Annotated in this window: 14 protein-coding genes; 5 read left to right on the top strand and 9 right to left on the bottom strand. The window is 64.7% G+C overall.

Going from position 1 to position 16,745, the window contains the following annotated elements:
* Positions 1-2 precede the first annotated feature (2 nt).
* A complete protein-coding gene (locus HY30_RS16915) occupies positions 3-665 on the bottom strand; it encodes a PepSY-associated TM helix domain-containing protein (RefSeq protein WP_034743606.1) in 663 nt (220 codons plus the stop codon).
* 275 nt (positions 666-940) lie between these two features.
* Here HY30_RS16915 and HY30_RS16910 point away from each other — a divergent pair, with 275 nt between their 5' ends.
* From HY30_RS16910 to HY30_RS16895, 4 genes are all read left to right on the top strand, one after another.
* The gene (locus HY30_RS16910; RefSeq protein WP_081812348.1) at positions 941-1,669 is read left to right on the top strand and encodes an LOG family protein; all 729 of its coding nucleotides are present in this window, start codon (positions 941-943) and stop codon (positions 1,667-1,669) included.
* 167 nt (positions 1,670-1,836) lie between these two features.
* On the top strand, positions 1,837-3,642 hold the full coding sequence (locus tag HY30_RS16905) for a flavin-containing monooxygenase (protein WP_034743604.1): 1,806 nt from the start codon (positions 1,837-1,839) through the stop codon (positions 3,640-3,642).
* A gap of 30 nt (positions 3,643-3,672) precedes the next feature.
* Positions 3,673-4,836 (top strand): acyl-CoA dehydrogenase family protein, encoded by a 1,164-nt coding sequence (locus HY30_RS16900; RefSeq protein WP_034743602.1) that lies wholly within the window; start codon positions 3,673-3,675, stop codon positions 4,834-4,836.
* A gap of 41 nt (positions 4,837-4,877) precedes the next feature.
* Positions 4,878-5,687 (top strand): crotonase/enoyl-CoA hydratase family protein, encoded by an 810-nt coding sequence (locus tag HY30_RS16895; RefSeq protein WP_034743599.1) that lies wholly within the window; start codon positions 4,878-4,880, stop codon positions 5,685-5,687.
* A gap of 110 nt (positions 5,688-5,797) precedes the next feature.
* On the opposite strand, the gene HY30_RS16890 is transcribed toward HY30_RS16895, so the two are convergent.
* Positions 5,798-6,400 carry a hypothetical protein gene (locus HY30_RS16890; protein ID WP_034743596.1) on the bottom strand — a complete coding sequence of 201 codons (603 nt, stop codon included), beginning with the start codon at positions 6,398-6,400 and terminating at the stop codon, positions 5,798-5,800.
* 207 nt (positions 6,401-6,607) lie between these two features.
* A complete protein-coding gene (locus HY30_RS16885) occupies positions 6,608-7,480 on the bottom strand; it encodes an alpha/beta fold hydrolase (RefSeq protein WP_034743594.1) in 873 nt (290 codons plus the stop codon).
* 114 nt (positions 7,481-7,594) lie between these two features.
* Here HY30_RS16885 and HY30_RS16880 point away from each other — a divergent pair, with 114 nt between their 5' ends.
* Entirely contained in the window at positions 7,595-8,311 is a 717-nt protein-coding gene (locus tag HY30_RS16880) for a hypothetical protein (RefSeq protein WP_034743591.1), read from the top strand.
* On the opposite strand, the gene HY30_RS16875 is transcribed toward HY30_RS16880, so the two are convergent.
* The 6 genes from HY30_RS16875 to HY30_RS20125 form a co-directional block, all read right to left on the bottom strand.
* On the bottom strand, positions 8,312-10,693 hold the full coding sequence (locus HY30_RS16875) for a serine/threonine-protein kinase (protein ID WP_034743589.1): 2,382 nt from the start codon (positions 10,691-10,693) through the stop codon (positions 8,312-8,314).
* Positions 10,694-10,953: 260 nt separating this feature from the next.
* On the bottom strand, positions 10,954-11,913 hold the full coding sequence (locus tag HY30_RS19530) for a C1 family peptidase (protein ID WP_051615620.1): 960 nt from the start codon (positions 11,911-11,913) through the stop codon (positions 10,954-10,956).
* A gap of 2 nt (positions 11,914-11,915) precedes the next feature.
* Positions 11,916-12,413 carry a hypothetical protein gene (locus HY30_RS16865; protein ID WP_034743585.1) on the bottom strand — a complete coding sequence of 166 codons (498 nt, stop codon included), beginning with the start codon at positions 12,411-12,413 and terminating at the stop codon, positions 11,916-11,918.
* Positions 12,410-13,969 carry a serine/threonine-protein kinase gene (locus HY30_RS16860; RefSeq protein ID WP_034743582.1) on the bottom strand — a complete coding sequence of 520 codons (1,560 nt, stop codon included), beginning with the start codon at positions 13,967-13,969 and terminating at the stop codon, positions 12,410-12,412. Before HY30_RS16860 ends, HY30_RS16865 begins: the two co-directional genes overlap by 4 nt.
* Complete coding sequence (locus HY30_RS16855) at positions 13,966-15,114, bottom strand: FHA domain-containing protein (protein WP_162176968.1); 1,149 nt, start codon at positions 15,112-15,114, stop codon at positions 13,966-13,968. The genes HY30_RS16860 and HY30_RS16855 overlap by 4 nt, the downstream gene beginning before the upstream one ends.
* A gap of 5 nt (positions 15,115-15,119) precedes the next feature.
* Positions 15,120-16,745: a zinc ribbon domain-containing protein gene (locus HY30_RS20125; protein WP_034743577.1), complete on the bottom strand. Its 1,626-nt coding sequence runs from the start codon at positions 16,743-16,745 to the stop codon at positions 15,120-15,122.

The raw sequence follows: 16,745 nt of genomic DNA, 5'->3' as shown, positions 1-16,745 counted from the left end.
CCTCAAAGGTGAACAAAAACAAGGAGGAGGAGAACGGGCACGGCGAGCCCGGCGAGGGTGAGCGGCCAGGTGCTGGCGCGCCGGGCCGAGTGAATCTGAAGGAGCCAGAGGCCGGAGAGGCAGAAAAGCATCGTGGCGACGGCGAAAATATCGAGAAACCAGGACCAGGCCGTACCGGTATTGCGGCCCTTGTGGAGGTCATTCAGGTACGCGACCGGACCGCGCCGGGTGGATTCATAGACCACTTCGCCCGTCTCGCGGTCGATGCTGACCCAGCCGTCGCCGCCGGGACGCGGCAGGGCGACATAGACATCGATATCGGTCCACTCGGCGGTCTGGCCAGCCGCATCGGCGCCGAGTTCGGTCTTGAGCTGGCGGGCGACGGCGGTGGGCAGGGCGGGCGTTGTGCCGCTGTCCGGGCCGTCGGCGAGCATGGCGGTGAGGGCGGGGCTGAGTGTCGTTTCGGCGTCGGTGATGACGGGCCTGGCGGTGAGGCTGCCCGCATGGTTGAGCGTGATGCCGGTGGCGGCGAAGAGGAGCATGCCGATCAGGCAGATGGCGCCGGACATCCAGTGGACCGTGCGGATCTGGCGCTTGATGAAGGCGTAGCGCATGCGGCGCTGGCCGGCAGCGATTTGCGCATTCTGAATCTGTGTATCGGTCATCAAGGGATCGGGAGCTGGCTCAAGTTCATGGGAGGAGGGGCGTGCCTAACACAGCCGAGTGCGTTTGCAAGTCATTCTCACTCTCAAATCTCACGCATTCGTATACAGGCGCGTGATTGACCGGGCGGCATCGGCGGCTCATTTCGATAGGTAATGGCGCGGCCAATGGCCGGGACGTCTTGAAACGAAAGGATGCGGCTGTGGCAGAGAAGACCGAGCAGGAGAACGCGTACAAGCTGGCGGCGCTGGACCAGGATTTCATCCTCAGTGATTCCATGCGCGGTGCGCGCTTCATGATGGAATATGCCAAGGCGGAGCAGCGCCTGCGGGCGCAGAAGATACTTTCCACCATCGTCGTGTTCGGCAGTGCGCGCATCCGTGAGGACGGTGATGAGTGGCAGGCGAAAACCTATGTAGCGGCGCGCGAATTCGGGCGCATTGCCTCCCAGCGCGGCGGCGCGCTGGCGGCGACGGATGGCTGGCGCAGCAATGTGATCGTGACGGGCGGCGGGCCCGGCGTGATGGAGGCCGCCAATCGCGGGGCGCAGGAGGCAGGCGCGGTGACCATCGGCCTGAACATTGCGCTGCCGCATGAGCAGGCGCCGAACCCTTACATCACACCGGACCTCTGCCTGCAGTTCCACTATTTCGCGATGCGCAAGATGCACTTTGCGATGCGGGCGCGCGGGCTGGTGATCTTTCCGGGCGGGTTCGGCACGATGGACGAATTCTTCGAGCTGCTGACGCTGAACCAGACTGGCAAGGCGCCGAAACTGCCCGTGGTTCTCTATGACAGCGCCTTCTGGAACAAGATCGTCAACTTCGAGGCGCTGGCGGACGCGGGCATGATTGCCCGGAGCGATCTGGACCGCTTTGCCATGGCCGATGACCCGGAACAGGCCTGGGCTCTGTTGGTGGAACACGGCCTGTCGACCAATGAGCATGCCGAAAACGGGGCCGACATTGCGGTCCTGTCGGGCTGGGACGCATCCGACGTGTATTGATGCCCCTGCGGAGCCTGCGCGGGCAGCGGCGGGCTTCCGCAAGGGAACAGATTTGCAGGGCGCATTGATCGGCTACACTCCCATGAGAGAGAGGCGCCGCGCGGGCGGATGCTTCCGTAAAGTCCGGGCCAAAGCAGCCCGGACAGGCGCCATGGGAGTGAAACGCAATGAGTACCGACACGACAGCTGACAAGTTGGGGCTCGACCCTGACGAATTGCGCAACAAATATCGCGCCGAGCGCGACAAGCGCGTGCGCGAGGACGGCAACGCGCAATACGTCAACATGGCCGGCGAGTTCGCCCACTATATTGAAGACCCCTATGTGAAGCGCGTCGAACGGGCGCCGTTGACGGATCACACGCATGTCGTGATCATTGGCGGCGGCTTTGGCGGCCTGCTGGCGGGCGGGCGGCTGCGCGATGCGGGCGTCGAGGACATTCGTGTCATCGAGAAGGGCGGCGACTTTGGCGGCACCTGGTACTGGAACCGCTATCCCGGCGCGGCCTGCGATATCGAGAGCTATATCTACCTGCCGCTGCTGGAAGAGACGGGCTACATGCCGGTCGAGAAATATTCCCGCGCGCCGGAAATCCTGGCGCACAGCCGCCGGATTGCCGAGCACTTCAACCTCTATGACAAGGCCTGCCTGCAGACCGAGATTACCGGGCTGAGCTGGGACGATGAGGCAAATGTCTGGGTGATCGAGACCGACCGGGGCGACCGGATGACGGCGGATCATGTTGTCATGTCGAACGGGCCACTGAACCGGCCGAAGCTGCCGGGCATTCCGGGCGTCGAGAGCTTCAAGGGCCACAGCTTCCACACGAGCCGCTGGGACTATGACTATACCGGCGGGGATTCCCTCGGCGGGCTGACGGGCCTGAAGGGCAAGCGTGTCGGCATCATCGGGACCGGCGCGACGGCGGTGCAGTGCGTGCCGCACATCGCAGAGGGCGCCGAGCATCTCTACGTGTTCCAGCGCACGCCTTCCTCCATCGACGTGCGCGACAACAAGCCGACCGATGCGGACTGGGCGGCGAGCCTTGCGCCGGGCTGGCACAAGGACCGGATGGAGAATTTCAATACGCTGGTGTCGGGCGGTTTCGCGCCGGAAGACCTGGTGATGGATGGCTGGACGGATATCATCCGTAACCTGCTGTTCATTGCGCAGCAGGAGGGCAACAAGAACCTTGGCCCGGAGAAGCTGGCGGAGCTGGCTGAACTCGCTGATTTCCAGAAGATGGAACAGGTGCGCGGGCGCGTGGATTCCATTGTGAAGGACAAGGCGACGGCCGAAGCGCTGAAGCCCTGGTATCGCCAGTTCTGCAAGCGGCCCTGCTTCCATGACGGCTACTTGCCGACCTTCAACCGGGACAATGTCACGCTGGTGGACACCAACGGGCAGGGCGTGGAGCGGATTACCGAGAACGCGATCATTGCCAATGGCGAGACCTACGAGATCGATTGCCTGATCTATGCGACGGGCTTTGAGGTGGGCACGGAATATACGCGCCGGGCGGGCTATGATGTTGGCGGGCGGGACGGGCGCAAGCTGTCCGAGCACTGGGCCGACGGCTACCGCAGCCTGCATGGCATGCTGGTCAACGGCTTCCCGAACCTGATCGTGATGGGAACGACGCAGGCCGGGTTCACGGCGAACTATCCGCACCTGCTGGACGAGCAGGCCCGCCAGATTGCCTACCTCGTGACCGAGGCGCAGAAGCGGCAGGCGCGCGTGTTCGAGGTGACGGCGGAAGCGGAAGAATCCTGGGTGGAGGAGATTGTCCGTAAGTCGGCGCTGCGCGAGAAATTCCTCGAGGAGTGCACGCCCGGCTATTACAATAATGAGGGCAAGCAGGGCGCGATTGCGCGGCAGAACACATCCTATGGCGCCGGGCCGAACGCCTATTTCGCCGTGCTGGAGGGGTGGCGCAAGGGCGGCGAGATGGAAGGCCTTGCCCTGCAGGCCTGAGGCGTGCGCAAATGAGGCAAGGAGCACGACATGGATTTTGAACTTGCCGAAGAGTACCGGATGCTGCGCGACCTGGTGCAGCGTTTCGTACGCGAAGAACTGATCCCGCTGGAGCCGGGCGTGCTGGAGCGCGACGCCGAGGGCACGGGCGCCTACCTGACCGCGAGCGAGCGGGCGCGGCTGGACAAGGTGTCCAAGGAGATGGGCCTGTGGAGCCTTGATGCTCCGGAGGATGCCGGCGGCATGGGCATGCCGCATGTGGCGCTGGTGGCCGTGAACGAGGCGCTGGGCTCGACCGTGGCGCAATATACGCTGCCGCCGGATTCGCCGAACCTGCAGATGCTGATGGCGACGGTGAACGAGCAGCAGCGGACCGCCTACCTTGAGCCCTATGCGCGGGGCGAGACGATTTCGGCAATTGGTATCTCTGAGCCGGGTGCGGGGGCAGACCCGGCGGGCATGCTGACACGCGCGGTGCGCGACGGCGACGACTGGGTGATCAATGGCCGCAAGATATGGATCACGCGCGCGGCGGAGGCGGATTTCACGATCCTGATGGCGATTACCGACCCGGTGAAGCGGGCACGGGGCGGCATGTCGGCCTTCCTGGTGGATGGCGACAATCCGGGATTCAAGGTGCTGCGGCGCATTCCGATGCTGGGCGGCGAGTATACTTACGAAGTGGTGCTGGAGGATTGCCGGGTGCCGGGCTGGAAGCTGCTCGGCAAGGAAGGCGACGGTTTCGGGCCGATGCAGATACGCCTTGGCACGCGGCGGATGGAGATGGCGGCCTGGTGCATTGGCGCGGCGCAGCGGGCGCTGGACATGATGGTGGAGTATGCGCCGCAACGGGTGACGTTCGGGCAGAAGCTGTCGCAGCGCCAGTCGGTGCAATGGTGGGTGGCGGATGGCGCGGCGAAGATTCACGCGGCACGCCTGATGGCCTATGATTGCGCGTGGAAGCTGGACAATGGCCGCGACGTGCGCACGGAAATATCGATGCTGAAATACTATGCGACCGAGATGGCGCAGGAGATGATCGACAATGCCATGCAGTGCTTCGGCGCGATGGGCATGACGAAGGAAATGCCGCTGCACCTGTTTGCGGGGCGTATCCGCAACATGCGGATCTATGACGGCCCTTCAGAAGTGCACCGCATGGTGGTGGCGCGGAACCTGATGGATACGCGCTGAACGGCGCTTGGATGAAACGGAACAAGGACAGGATACTGACAATGACGGATCGCATTACAATTTCGGTGAACAAGGGCGTCGCGGATGTGCGGCTGGTGCGCGCGGACAAGATGAACGCGCTGGACGACGCGATGTTTGCGCGGCTGCTCTCGGCGGCGGAAGAGATCAACGCCAACAAGGAAATCCGCTGCGTTGTGCTGTCGGGCGAGGGGCGGGCGTTCTGCGCCGGGCTCGACATGGGCAATTTCGCCAAGATGGCCGAAGGCAAGCGCAGCGAGAACAGCGTCGCCGGTGGCGGGCTTGCGGCGCGCACGCATGGCATTGCCAACCGGGCGCAGCAGGCCGTGTGGGGCTGGCGGACATTGCGTGTGCCGGTGATCGCGGCGGTGCATGGCGTGGCGCTGGGCGGCGGCTTCCAGGTGGCGCTCGGGGCGGACATCCGGATCGTGCATCCGGAGACGAAGATGTCGATCCTCGAAGTGAAATGGGGCCTCGTGCCGGACATGAGCTCGACGGCCATCATGCGCCGGCTGGTGCGTGACGACGTGATCCGTGAGCTGACCTATACGGGCCGCATCTTTACGGGCACGGAAGCCAAGGAGATGGGCTTCGTGACGCACCTGTCGGAGACGCCGTATGAGGACGCAATGAACCTGGCGCAGCTGATCGCCGAGAAGAGCCCGAGCGCGGTGCAGACGGCGAAGAAGCTGTATAACCGGATTGCGGACGGCAGCGATGCCGACGCGCTGCTGGCGGAGTCCGAGCTGCAGGAAACGCTGATGGGCTCGAAGAACCAGATCGAGGCCGTGATGGCGGGCCTGCAGAAACGCGTCGGCGATTTCATCGACTGACGGGCTGCTGGCTGACACGTCCTCCACGGCCTGTATCCCCGGCGGAGGCCGGGGGACGCTCTTTGATTGCATGAGGTCCCGGTCTTGGCCCGGACCGCGGCCATATGAGCCTAGCCCGGTGGCCATTTGGGCTGGAGGGCGAGAAGGTAGCTGGTGACATTCGGGTCGCTCGCAAGATCGGGCGGCAGGGCGAGCTTGAGCGCATACTCCATCACGTCGGGCGAGCCGATTTTGGCGGTTTCATCGATATGGCGGGCAACGCGCTCGGCATAGGGGAGCGGGTTGTCCAGCACAGCCTGCATGCGCGCGATGCGGCGCAAGAGGCTTTCTGTTGTGGGCTCGGGTGTCTCTGTCGGTGTGCGGGGCGCGCTGACTGATCTGGCGGATTTCGGGGCCTCAGCGGGCGTGTCCAGAGGCATGCAGGGATTGAAGACGCCGACACAGGGCGTGGGCTTGGTGGCAGCGGGTTTTGGCGCGGCGCGGTCGGCGGACGGTGTGGCGGTGGGTTTCGGGGGGAGCGGCGGGAGGACGACGTCGACGGCCATCGTGCTGAGCGCGGCACGCAGGGTGTCCTCGATCTTTCGGAGCTCCTTGCAGGCCTCGCGGAAGGCGGCGCGCGACATGGTGACGGCCGGGCCGCCGCCGATCCGGCTGATGAAGTCATCCATCAGGTTGCGCACGCGGGCGAAGAGAGAGGCGAGGAGCTGGTCCATGGGCGCCAGTATAAGGGCGGCGCGGATGGGGGCGGATAAGGGGTAAGTTATCCGACGGGTTTTGCGTGTCGTGACGGGGGATCTGGGCGCAGGGTTGCGGGGGATAAGTGGTGTTCGGTTGCATGAGGTCCCGGCTTTCGCCGGGACTGCGGCTTTTGAGGGCTCGTCCTTCGACTTCGCTCAGCATCAGCGTTCAGGTGTGGGGCGTTAGAGAAACGCTTTCATGTCGGCGATGAAGCGGTCGAACTGGTCGTGGTGGAGCCAGTGGCCGGCGTTTTCGTAGACCTTGACGGTGGCGTCCTTGAAGTGCTTGGCGCGGCCATCTTCCTCCGGGTTCGAGGCCCAGCTCTTCTCGCCATAGAGGAGGAGCGCGGGGCATGTGATGGCTTCCCAGAGTGTCTGGATGTCTTCGTAGGGGATGTCATAGGGCGTCATCACGCGGAAGTAATTGTCGAACTTCCAGGAATAGGTGCCGTCCTCGTTCTGGCTGATGCCGTGGACGGTGAGGTGGCGGGCCTGCTCGTCTGTCAGGTAGCTGTTCTCGGTTTTCATGCGCTGGTAGGCGTCTTCGAGCGTCGCGTACTTCTTCGAGGTGCGACCGGCGGCGGCGCGCTTGGAGTCGATCCAGTCGCGCATGCGCTGGCCGGGCGTGTCGCTGAAGCGTTCCTTGATCACCTTGGGCGACGGGCCGAGGCCCTCGATGGCGACGATCTTGCGGACCTTTTCCGGATAGATGCCGGCATAGCGCAGGGAGATGGCGCCGCCATAGGAATGGGAGACAATGGTGACCGGATCGAACTTCAGCTGGTGGATCAGCTGGGCGAGATCGTAGACGCAGGCGCGGACGGAATATTCACCGTCTTCCGACCAGGCGCTGTCGCCATGGCCGCGCAGGTCCGGCGCGACGACGTGCCAGTCCTTGCTGAGTTCCTCGGCGACCCAGTCCCAGCTGCGGCAATGGTCGCGGCCGCCATGCACGAGGACGAGCGGCGGGGCGTCGTGATTGCCCCAGTCGACATAGTGGAGGCGCAGGCGCTGGGAGATGAAACTGTTCGAGGTCGGGCCGGAGAATTTTGTCATGGAGATGATTTGCCCGGCTTTGGCGGGCCCTGTCCAGACCCGGCATTCGATTGCCGTAGGGGCGACCCGTTTTGCGGCATTCCTGCGCCTCTCTGACAGGGAGGAAAATGCACGATGATAGCGACGATTGAGGGCGATACGGTGCTGCACCGGCCGACGGCCGGCTGGGTTGGCGGTTACGTGGCGGCACTGGTGTTGGCGAGCCTGGGACTGTTCCTGGCGGCGCTGGTGCTGGCGCTGCTGATTTCGGGGAATTGGGGGCCGGGGCTGATTCTGCTTGTGCTGCCCGTATGGATGCTGGGGCTGACAGGATCTGTCTGGCGGGACTGCCAGGCAAAGCGGCTGTGGCGGGTGAAGATTGCGCCGGGCGAGCTGGTGCTGGACCTGCCGGCGGGGCGGTCGCTGATGGCGCATGAGGCGCGTGTGCGGCTAGCGCTGGACGTGAAGGACGTGGCGGCGGTGGAGACACGGCTGGAGGCGTTCCGCTCGTTCGGCATGGCCAACATGCAGCGCAATTACGGCCTGCGGCTGACCAATGGCGATCTGATCGTGCTGGGCGAGGACCGGGCGCTGGCGACGGGCATGGCAGAGGAGACGATGGGGCAGATGGTGGACACGATCGTGCAGAAGACCGGCCTGCCGCTGGTCGACCTCGGCATGGTTGAGGGACGGGGCGGATTGCTGGGCCTCATGTTCACGTCCGTGCCGGGCTGGGAGACGGGCAGCGTGTCCCTCGAACGGGTACACGCGATGTGGCAGAAAGCGGCCATGACGGGCGGGCTCGCCGGCGTGGTGGTCATTGCCGGGCTGATCCTGTCGGTGATGTTCTGATTACTGTTTGCAGGGCGGGTGCTGGGTGAAATATTCGGCCATTTCGGGCCGGTCGCTTTCCAGCATTGTGCCGGCCTCTTCCATGATGTCGTTGAAGCGCTTCAGCTCTGAGAGGCGGAAGCAGCGCTCGGCTTCGTGACCGCCCCAGTTATTGTAGAACTCGTGGAGCTGAACATTCTGGACCAGCATGTTGCGCTGGTAGGCGCCCTTATCGGGAGACTTCTCGTAGCGATCCTGGAACCATTTGGTGGCGCCCAGCAGGCTTTTCTCAGCTTCTTCCATACGGCCGAGATCGAGCAGCGGGTAGGCCATTTCACCGAGAAGGATGGCCTGCGATTCCTTGGCATCGGCATCATCGGCATCAAGCGCGATGCGCCTGTCGAGCAGGGCGAGCGCGGCCTGGTAGTCCTCGACGGCCTTTCCGGGCTCGCCGAGCTTGTACCAGGCGAAGGCCCGGCGCCAGTGGGCGAAGATGACGCCGCGCCAGTAGGCGAGCGTTTCGGCCGGGATGAGCGCGTGGATCTTCTCCATGGTCGCGAGCCCTGCGGTTGCGGCGTCGACGGCTTCCTGCGGGTGGCCCGTGTTGAGCAGGACTTCGGACTGCATGCGCTGCGTGCGGCCGAGGCCGTAGAGGAAGTCGACATTGTCCGGATGATCCTTGAGCAGCGCTTCCAGCTCCGATGTGACTCTCTCGAGGCGGGCGACGGCCTCGTCGGACTGGCCGTTGCGATAAAGCATGGAGCCGAGGTCGCCGTCGATGGCGAGGTATTTGAAACGCTGTTTGGTGTCGTCCGGCCGCTGCTCCAGATAGGCCTTGTAGTAGTCGAGGCTTGTCTGGTCTTCGGCGATGGCGCGGTCTGTTTCGAAGTCGATATAGAAGGAGGCGCTGGCGAGTTCGGCATAGAGTTCGCCGAGGGCGAGGAGGAGTTCGGGGCTCTTGTCGGGATTGGCTTCGAGCGGTTTCAGGATGGCAGCGGCGCTCTGGCGGTTGGTTTCGGCGTGGCTTATGTCGCCGGTCGAGCTGAAGCTCGGCGAGCCCTGTATCTCGGCGAGGCGGACAAAGCCCTGCGCCGTTTCGATTTTGAGCGCTTCGGAGGCGCGTTCGTCGGCGGCGAGGGAATCCAGATAGGCCTGCGCAGCGTCGGCGAGTTCCAGCTTGGCACCGGTGGAGCCGGGCACGAGGTCGATCTTGTCATAGACGTCGAACATCAGCGACTTGGCGAGGGTGCGGACCTGCTGGAAGCGGTAGTCGGTTTCGCGGCGGGCGGCTTCGGCGCGGTTGTATTGCGCGAGGGTGATGCCGAGGGCGGTGGCGAGGCCGAGAAAGGCGAGCGTTGTGCCGGCGGCCACGAGGCGGCGGCGCTTCAGGAACTTGGCAATGCGGTAGCCGGCGCCGCCTGCGCGGGCCTCGACGGGCTGGTCGGTGCGGAAGTTCTGGACGTCTTCCATCAGCGCATCGACGGACGCGTAGCGGCTCTCGGGATCGATCTCGGTGGCGCGGGTGATGATGGCGGCGATGTCAGCCGGAGGCGACATGTCTTCCATCAGGGCGTCGAGCAGCTTGCCGAGGGAATAGACGTCCGAGAGCGTGTTGGTGCCGGCGCCCTGCGCGCGCTCGGGGGCGGCAAAGCCGGGCGTGAAGCTGAGGCTGATGAGCGAGGCGGAGCCTGCACCGGGCTCGGTGGCGAGCGCGTCGAGGTCGTTCGGCTTGGCGATGCCGAAGTCGATCAGCTTGACCTGGCCGCCCTGCGTCACGAGCACGTTGGAGGGGGTGATGTCGCGGTGGACGATGAGGTTCTGGTGGGCATGGCGCACGGCGGCGCAGGCATCACTGAAGAGCCAGAGCCGGTCGTCGATGCCGAGGCCCTGCTCGTCGGCCCAGACCGTGATCGGCTGGCCGTCGATATATTCCATGATGATATAGGGCGAACCGTCTTCCAGCTCGCCGCCATCGAGGAGGCGGGCGATATGGGCGTGGGCGAGGTCGGCGAGGATCTGGCGTTCACGGCGGAAGCGGGCGATGAGGGCATCTGACAGGACGCCGGGGCGGATGATCTTGATGGCGACCTTGTGGGCGAAGTCGCCGGAATCGCGTGTCCCCTCGTAGACGGCGCCCATGCCGCCCTGGCCGATGAGGCCGGTGATGCGGTAGGCGCCGATGCGTTCGGGGGCGGGCGGCTGGGCTGCGTCGGCCCCTGCGCCGCCTGTCTTGAGGGACATGTTGCCGGAGCCGTCGGCGTCGAGGAGTTCGAGCGCGCGGTCGCGCAGGGCGATGTTGCCGCCGGCCTGAAGGGCGATCCAGTCACGCCGTGTGTCGGAGGGCTGGTCCAGCGCTTCCGAGAAGAGGGCCATGGCCAGCGAGTCGAGGTCAGGCGTGCTCATTGTCATGTCCCCACATGTGTAACATCCCGGCGGAGAGTGTTGCCGATCGCGCCGCGCGACGCAACGGTGAGGGCGAATTCAGAAAAATTTCAACCGGTGTGACCCGGTCTGCCGGATTTACGCGCATTCTGTATTGAGGCCCCGGGGACAAGTGCCGGGGCCCACCTGCCGGGTGGGGGACGCCCGGAGGACCGCCGCCTGGCCTGCTAATCTCCATAGCGGTCGTGTGGCGGTCCGTTGGCGTCCTGCGGTCGAGCCGATCAATAGCCGCCACCGGCGCCGGGCCCGCGCAGACGTTCGCGGATGCCGCGCTTGGCCTGTTCGAGGCTGGATTCCAGGTCGGCGCCGAGATTGCGCTTCAGGTTGGAGAGGGCGCTGGTCACCTGTGCCGGTGCCTCGGCACGGACGGCGGCAACGGCTTGCTGTTGCGACGGGCCGCTGACCATGAAGTTGGACCGGCTCTCGATGGCGCCGATGGTCCAGAAGCCATAGGGATGGCTGTAATGCTCCATGACATCATAGGCGATCCAGAGGTGGCCCTGTTCCCCCCAGCCGGCGCCCCATGAGTTGCGCACGAGCCAGGCGCCGCGGGCGTCGTCATAACCGACGATCAGCATGGCGTGGCCGCCCGACGGCTGGGGCCAGCCACCGCGCGGGCTGGCGATCTGGCCGGTGTCGCGGGCTTCGACCATCAGCATCTGTTCCGGCAGGCTGATGCCGAACACGACGGGCAGGCCATTGGCGACGGTGGCCTTGGCGCCGAGACCGCTGCCCGTGCGGGCATAGGATATGGCGCTGAACTGTTCGGCGCCCTGGTAGCAGGCCTGGATCGGCTCGGTGGCCCACATGGCCTGCTGATAGGGCCAGGCGCGTTCCGGGCAGGCGCCGAAGGCGAGGACCGAGGCCATGACATGGTGGATGAAGGTGCCGCAATCCTTGTCTGTCGTGCCGCCGATCTTGCGGGCGTTGTAATAGACGTAGAGGCGGGAGAGATCGATCAGGTTCTGCCTGGACAGGCGCTGGTGATATTCCAGGGCGCCGACGACGGCATTGGCCGCGCAGGAGCCGACCTGGCCCTGGTCCTCGACCGGCGAGCAGAGGCCGCGCAGGTCGACGCGTTCGGGCAGGCCGCTATTGTCAGCCTTGAGCATGGGTGCGGCGCTGGGCGTTTCCTCGATCAGGCAGCCATCCGTGCGGTACTTTGAGTAATCCTTTTGCATTCTCAGTCTCCTGTTATGTCTGTATCGGGATCAACGGCTTGCGGGCGAAGATCCACGGGCTGCCCCACCGGAACGAAGGCCGGGTGATTGAAGTGGAGCAGGCCGTGGGCGTTGAGCGAGCCGTCCATGTTGCGGGTTTCGAACAGGGCGTGCGTTTCGTCGACAAGGCGGGCCTGGCCTTCGGCGAGGAGTGTGCTGTCGGGGTAGGCGATCTGGTAAGCGAGCGTGCCGTCCTTGATGTGGCCGGTCATCGTGATGCCAGCCAGATTGCCTGTGCCGAGAGTCGCGCTCAGGTTGGCGCCGGTGACGCTGACGTCCCAGTCATTGCCGTGACCGTCTTCCCAGTGGCCTGTCGGATAATAGAGGGCCGTTGTGGCGGGCCGTTCATCTGTCTCGCCGCCAAGCAGCTCGTCCTTCTTCTGGCTGTCAGGGCCGAAGACGGCGCTGGGCTTGCAGGCCGTGAGGGCAAGGGCCGAAATCAGTATCGGGAGCAGTTTCATGGGCAGGGGCCTCCGGGCTCGTGATTGACGTGGAACTGGCCCGACAGGCTGAGATTCCCGTAGCTGTCGAAGGTCTGGTAGTTGAAGTGGCACTGGTCGGTCTGGAGGCCACGGCCGCTGGCGACATCCATGCCCTGCACGTTGAGGACGTATTGGAGGTTCTGTCCGCTGATGCCGCCGCGAATGTTGATGGGCGTGCCATCGGCGGCGCGGCCGGAGCCGGAGAAGGCGCCATTGTTGTTGAACTGGAGATTGTAGTGGCCGCCGATGCCGTCGGCCCATGTGCCATTGTAATAGGCGTAGGGCGAGCTCGGAGGCGGGCTTACCGGAGGCTTTACAGTCGAGGTGAGGGTCTGAACGTCGTCCTCAGAAGTTGTGTCGATGTCATCATAAGCACCCGTATCAATCGTGCGCGTGACAGTCCCGTTGTCGTCGTAGCCACTGAAACTATTGGCAATGGCCATGCCGACGACGACAAGGCCGACGAGGGCCGCTGAGCCTGACGCGAGCCAGATGAGCGGCTTTGCAGATGTCTTGTTCGGGTTTGGATCAATTGGTTTGACCGGGATGCGGTTGACCGCGCCGATCAGGGCCTGGCGATACTCTGCCGCCGATTGCGGGCGGGAGTCGCGATTGTCGGACATGCCCTTGAGGATGAGTGCGTCGACCTCGAGCGGCACGTCCGAGCGTCCGCCCGATGGCGGCTGCCAGTGCCGGCCGGGGACCACGCCGACGAGCAGTTCGTAGAGCATGATCGAGATGGAGTAGAGGTCGGCCGAGGGGCCGGCGGCATCCGGATTGGTGCGCTGTTCGGGGGCCATATAGTCGGGCGTGCCGAGGCCGGTGCCGCTGGAGGAACTGGCGAGGTTTCCGGCGGCGCGGGCGATGCCGAAGTCGAGCAGCTTAAGCGGAGCGGAGCGGTCGGTCGGCTCGTGCAGGAGAATGATGTTCTCGGGCTTCAGGTCGCGGTGGATGACGCCGGCATCGTGGGCGGCGCGCAGGCCGTCGAGGATTTCCACAATGATGCGGGCGGCGACGCGTAGCGGCACGGACTCGCCGCGCTGCATGACGCGGCCATGCCAGCTGCGCAGGGAAATGCCGTCGAGATATTCCATCGCGACGAAAGGCTGGTCGCCCGAGAGGCCGACGTCATAGACGGCGACGACATTGGGGTGCCGGATATCGCGGGCAGTGACGCCTTCCTCTATCAGGCGCTTGATGGCGCGCTCGCCGCCGAGATGGGAGGCGTTGATGAGCTTCAGCGCGACCGGTTTGCCCGAGACCTTGTCGATGGCCTTGTAGACGACGCCCATGCCGCCCCGGCCGATAACGCTGTCGATCGTGTAGCGGTCGGCGAAGACCTGGCCGGACTGGAGCGTGGGCGAGACCTTGGTTTCCATGCCGGTCGGACTGTCAGGATCGGGCGTGATGAGGCCGGTCATGGGCGTGATCTGATCGACCGAGGCGTTGGCACTGTCACGGACGGGTTTGCCGCAATTGGGGCAGAAGACGGAATCGGCGGGCAGGTCTGCGCCGCATTTTTCGCAGGGGTTCATGATTGGCCTCCCACCAGACGTTTCAGGATGATCCGGTCGACTTCATCGTGCTGGGTTTCGAACTGGACCTTGAGGGCGATGGCATCGGGGCTGCGCACGAGGGGGCGGATCAGGTCGCCATCGCGGAGCGCGACCATCTTGCCGCGGCGCAGGGCCTGGTCGCCCACCAGGAGGCCATTCTGGCTCTCCACGCGAAGCATGAGACGATCATTTTCTATGAAGAGCTGGAAATGGCGGCGCGAGATGTGAATGGAGGCATCCTCGTCAATCTCGCCCTTGCGGGAGATCAGCAGGCGGACATCATTCATGCCGCCTTCGGGGGCGTTGGAGGCGCGGCCGATGCCGAGGACGCCGGTATGGGTGCGGATGGGGCCGTCATACGGGGCGTGGCCCTTGTCGAAGCCCTGCCAGACAAGTTCGGTCGACTTGGTGACGGCGAGATTGCCGGCATAGCCGCGATGGCCGAGCGTGCGCTCAAGCGTATCGGCGCGGCGCAGGGTGAGACGGATCGGCTCGGCATGGGTGGCGATACCGGCTTCGCGTTCCTTCTGGATGCGGGTCGGGTTGTAGATGGTCATGCCGGCGCCGATGGCATCGGCCTGGATATTGTAGTTCTGGACGATCTCGGAGGGCCCTTCGGGATCGACCGGAATGGCGATGGACGTGGTGAAGACGTAGCGCTCCTCGCGCCAGAGATAGCGGGTGGCGACGGTGATGTGGACGTCGAAACGGTGCAGGCCTGCGGTTTCGAGGACACCCGTGCGCAGGCCGACTTCGGCTGTGCCGCCGGAATTCAGCCGCTGGAAGGTGAGGTCAACAAGGCGCTGCTCGCCGTCATCGCCCTGTATCCGCATTTCCTCGACGAAGAGGGGGCGACCGACGGGCGAATTGTTCGACACGATCAGCGGCAAGGCGAGCGTGCCGCCCACCCTGACGCTGGTCGCCGAACCGGCATCGAGGCTAAGTTCCGGCGCGACGCAGACAGGGCAGCAGCCGGCCGCATCGAGCAGGCCGCCGCACTCGTCCGTGGCCATGCAGCGCTGCAGCGGCGAACCGCATTCGTCGCAGAAGGTCGCGTCCCGGTCGAGCGATGCCCTGAAGCAGCACTTGGCGGGATAGGCGGTTGAGGGCTGGGGACGGGCCATCAGGGTCATGTCCGCAGCTTGTGACCGCATTGCTTGCAGAAGTTCGCCTTGGCGAGGTTCACGGCGGAGCACTTGGCGCATTCGATCGTGGTGGCTGCGGCGGACGAGGAGCCGCTGCTGGCCGGGGAGCCGCCTTCCTTGCCGCCTGCGCCATGGGCGACACCGACGGCGCCATCCATGCCCATGCGGAACATTTCGCGGGCCTGTTCCTCCGACCGGATCTGTGCGGCGGTGGCGGCCTCCACCATGTCGCGCATGGCCTGCATGGTCTCGCCGGAGGATTGCCCCTTGGCGCGGGCCTGTTCAGCGAGCACGGCGGCAACGTCTGTCGAGAGGCCTGCATTGATCGCGAGGATCTGTTCGGGCGACATGGACTTGAAGGCGTTGATCTCGTTGGCCTTGGCGCGCGCCTTGGCATCCAGAACGGAGATTTCGTTCTGTGTGGTGGCACCCGAGAGGCGGATGGCGAGATTGGCCTCGGCCTCGTTGGCCTGAATCTCGATCTGCTGCAGGCGGGCGATGTGATCGGCCTGCTGTTTCTGGACGGCGCTGGTGATTTCCAGTTCGGTGAAGGCCCCGGACTTGCGCATCTGGTCGGCCCGGCTCTGCTGAATCAGGGCGATGTCGCTTTCGACACCAGCCTGGCGTTTGCGGATTTCGAGCAGGTCGACATCGTTGCGGGCCGTGGCGAGGGAGTCGTCGAAGCGGGCTTTGCGTTCGATCTCGAGCGTGTTGATCTCGTGGCCGAGGGCTTCCAGTTCCTGGCGCCGCTTGGCACCTTCGCGGGCATCGAGGAATTCGATCTCGCTGTTGAGGGCCATATGCTTCAGCTCGTCCTCCGACGCGTTCTGAAGCTTGGCGATGTCGACCTGCGATTTCAGCGTGATTTCGGTTGCGTCATTCTCGCGTTCGATTTCGCGCTTGATGATTTCGAGCTGGTGATCGAGCGCGTCCTGCCGTCGGTCGGCCTCGGCGCGTTCCATGGCGGCGACTTCCTCGGTATTGACGGCCCATTCGAGCGAGACGGCCCGGACAATGAGGCCGAGGTCGCCGACGATGCGCTCGACTTCGAGCATGATGTCGGCCTGGATCTTGTCCTGCAGGCCGGTTTCGCCGCGTATCTGTGCGGCATCTATGCGGCCGATGGCGGCCTCGAAGACGCGGTCGGTGAGGTGCGGGCGGATGCGATCGAGCACGTCGGCCTTGGAGAGGGCCTTGCGGCCGGGGGTTTCGGGGTCACTGCCGGAGCGGGTGACGCCGTGCATCATGCCGAGGATGTTGGACGGCTTGTCGGGGTCGACCTGCAGTTCGAGCGTGGCGACGCCAGCGATCTCGACCTTGTCCTTCGACATGGCCTTGAGGGCCGTCTGGACCGAGAAGGGCTTCAGGTCGGCGATCATCATGCCGATATGGGTGGAGCCACCGACAAGGCCCTTGAGCTTGTCGACGACACCGCCGACCGAGAAATGGCCGCCCTTGAAGGCGTCGATCAGCTGGCCGTTCTTGAACAGGAGTGCGGCATAGTCCGGCGGGACGGCAAACCGCTTTTCGAAGAAGGCCTTGAATTCGGACTGGCGCATGAATTCAGCGAGCATGCGCGGGTCGCTCAGGACGATTGGCTCGGATGCCAT

The organism is Hyphomonas chukchiensis (assembly GCF_000682695.1).
GTDB classification, from domain to species: Bacteria; Pseudomonadota; Alphaproteobacteria; order Caulobacterales; family Hyphomonadaceae; genus Hyphomonas; species Hyphomonas chukchiensis.
This window is presented reverse-complemented; position numbering and strand designations above follow the sequence as displayed.

Excerpts from the sequence above, each read along its gene's own strand:
- HY30_RS16915 (WP_034743606.1), bottom strand. The coding sequence starts at position 665 with ATGACCGATACACAGATTCAGAATGCGCAAATCGCTGCCGGCCAGCGC.
- HY30_RS16910 (WP_081812348.1), top strand. The coding sequence starts at position 941 with ATGCGCGGTGCGCGCTTCATGATGGAATATGCCAAGGCGGAGCAGCGC.
- HY30_RS16905 (WP_034743604.1), top strand. The coding sequence starts at position 1,837 with ATGAGTACCGACACGACAGCTGACAAGTTGGGGCTCGACCCTGACGAA.
- HY30_RS16900 (WP_034743602.1), top strand. The coding sequence starts at position 3,673 with ATGGATTTTGAACTTGCCGAAGAGTACCGGATGCTGCGCGACCTGGTG.
- HY30_RS16895 (WP_034743599.1), top strand. The coding sequence starts at position 4,878 with ATGACGGATCGCATTACAATTTCGGTGAACAAGGGCGTCGCGGATGTG.
- HY30_RS16890 (WP_034743596.1), bottom strand. The coding sequence starts at position 6,400 with ATGGACCAGCTCCTCGCCTCTCTCTTCGCCCGCGTGCGCAACCTGATG.
- HY30_RS16885 (WP_034743594.1), bottom strand. The coding sequence starts at position 7,480 with ATGACAAAATTCTCCGGCCCGACCTCGAACAGTTTCATCTCCCAGCGC.
- HY30_RS16880 (WP_034743591.1), top strand. The coding sequence starts at position 7,595 with ATGATAGCGACGATTGAGGGCGATACGGTGCTGCACCGGCCGACGGCC.
- HY30_RS16875 (WP_034743589.1), bottom strand. The coding sequence starts at position 10,693 with ATGAGCACGCCTGACCTCGACTCGCTGGCCATGGCCCTCTTCTCGGAA.
- HY30_RS19530 (WP_051615620.1), bottom strand. The coding sequence starts at position 11,913 with ATGCAAAAGGATTACTCAAAGTACCGCACGGATGGCTGCCTGATCGAG.
- HY30_RS16865 (WP_034743585.1), bottom strand. The coding sequence starts at position 12,413 with ATGAAACTGCTCCCGATACTGATTTCGGCCCTTGCCCTCACGGCCTGC.
- HY30_RS16860 (WP_034743582.1), bottom strand. The coding sequence starts at position 13,969 with ATGAACCCCTGCGAAAAATGCGGCGCAGACCTGCCCGCCGATTCCGTC.
- HY30_RS16855 (WP_162176968.1), bottom strand. The coding sequence starts at position 15,114 with ATGGCCCGTCCCCAGCCCTCAACCGCCTATCCCGCCAAGTGCTGCTTC.
- HY30_RS20125 (WP_034743577.1), bottom strand. The coding sequence starts at position 16,745 with ATGGCATCCGAGCCAATCGTCCTGAGCGACCCGCGCATGCTCGCTGAA.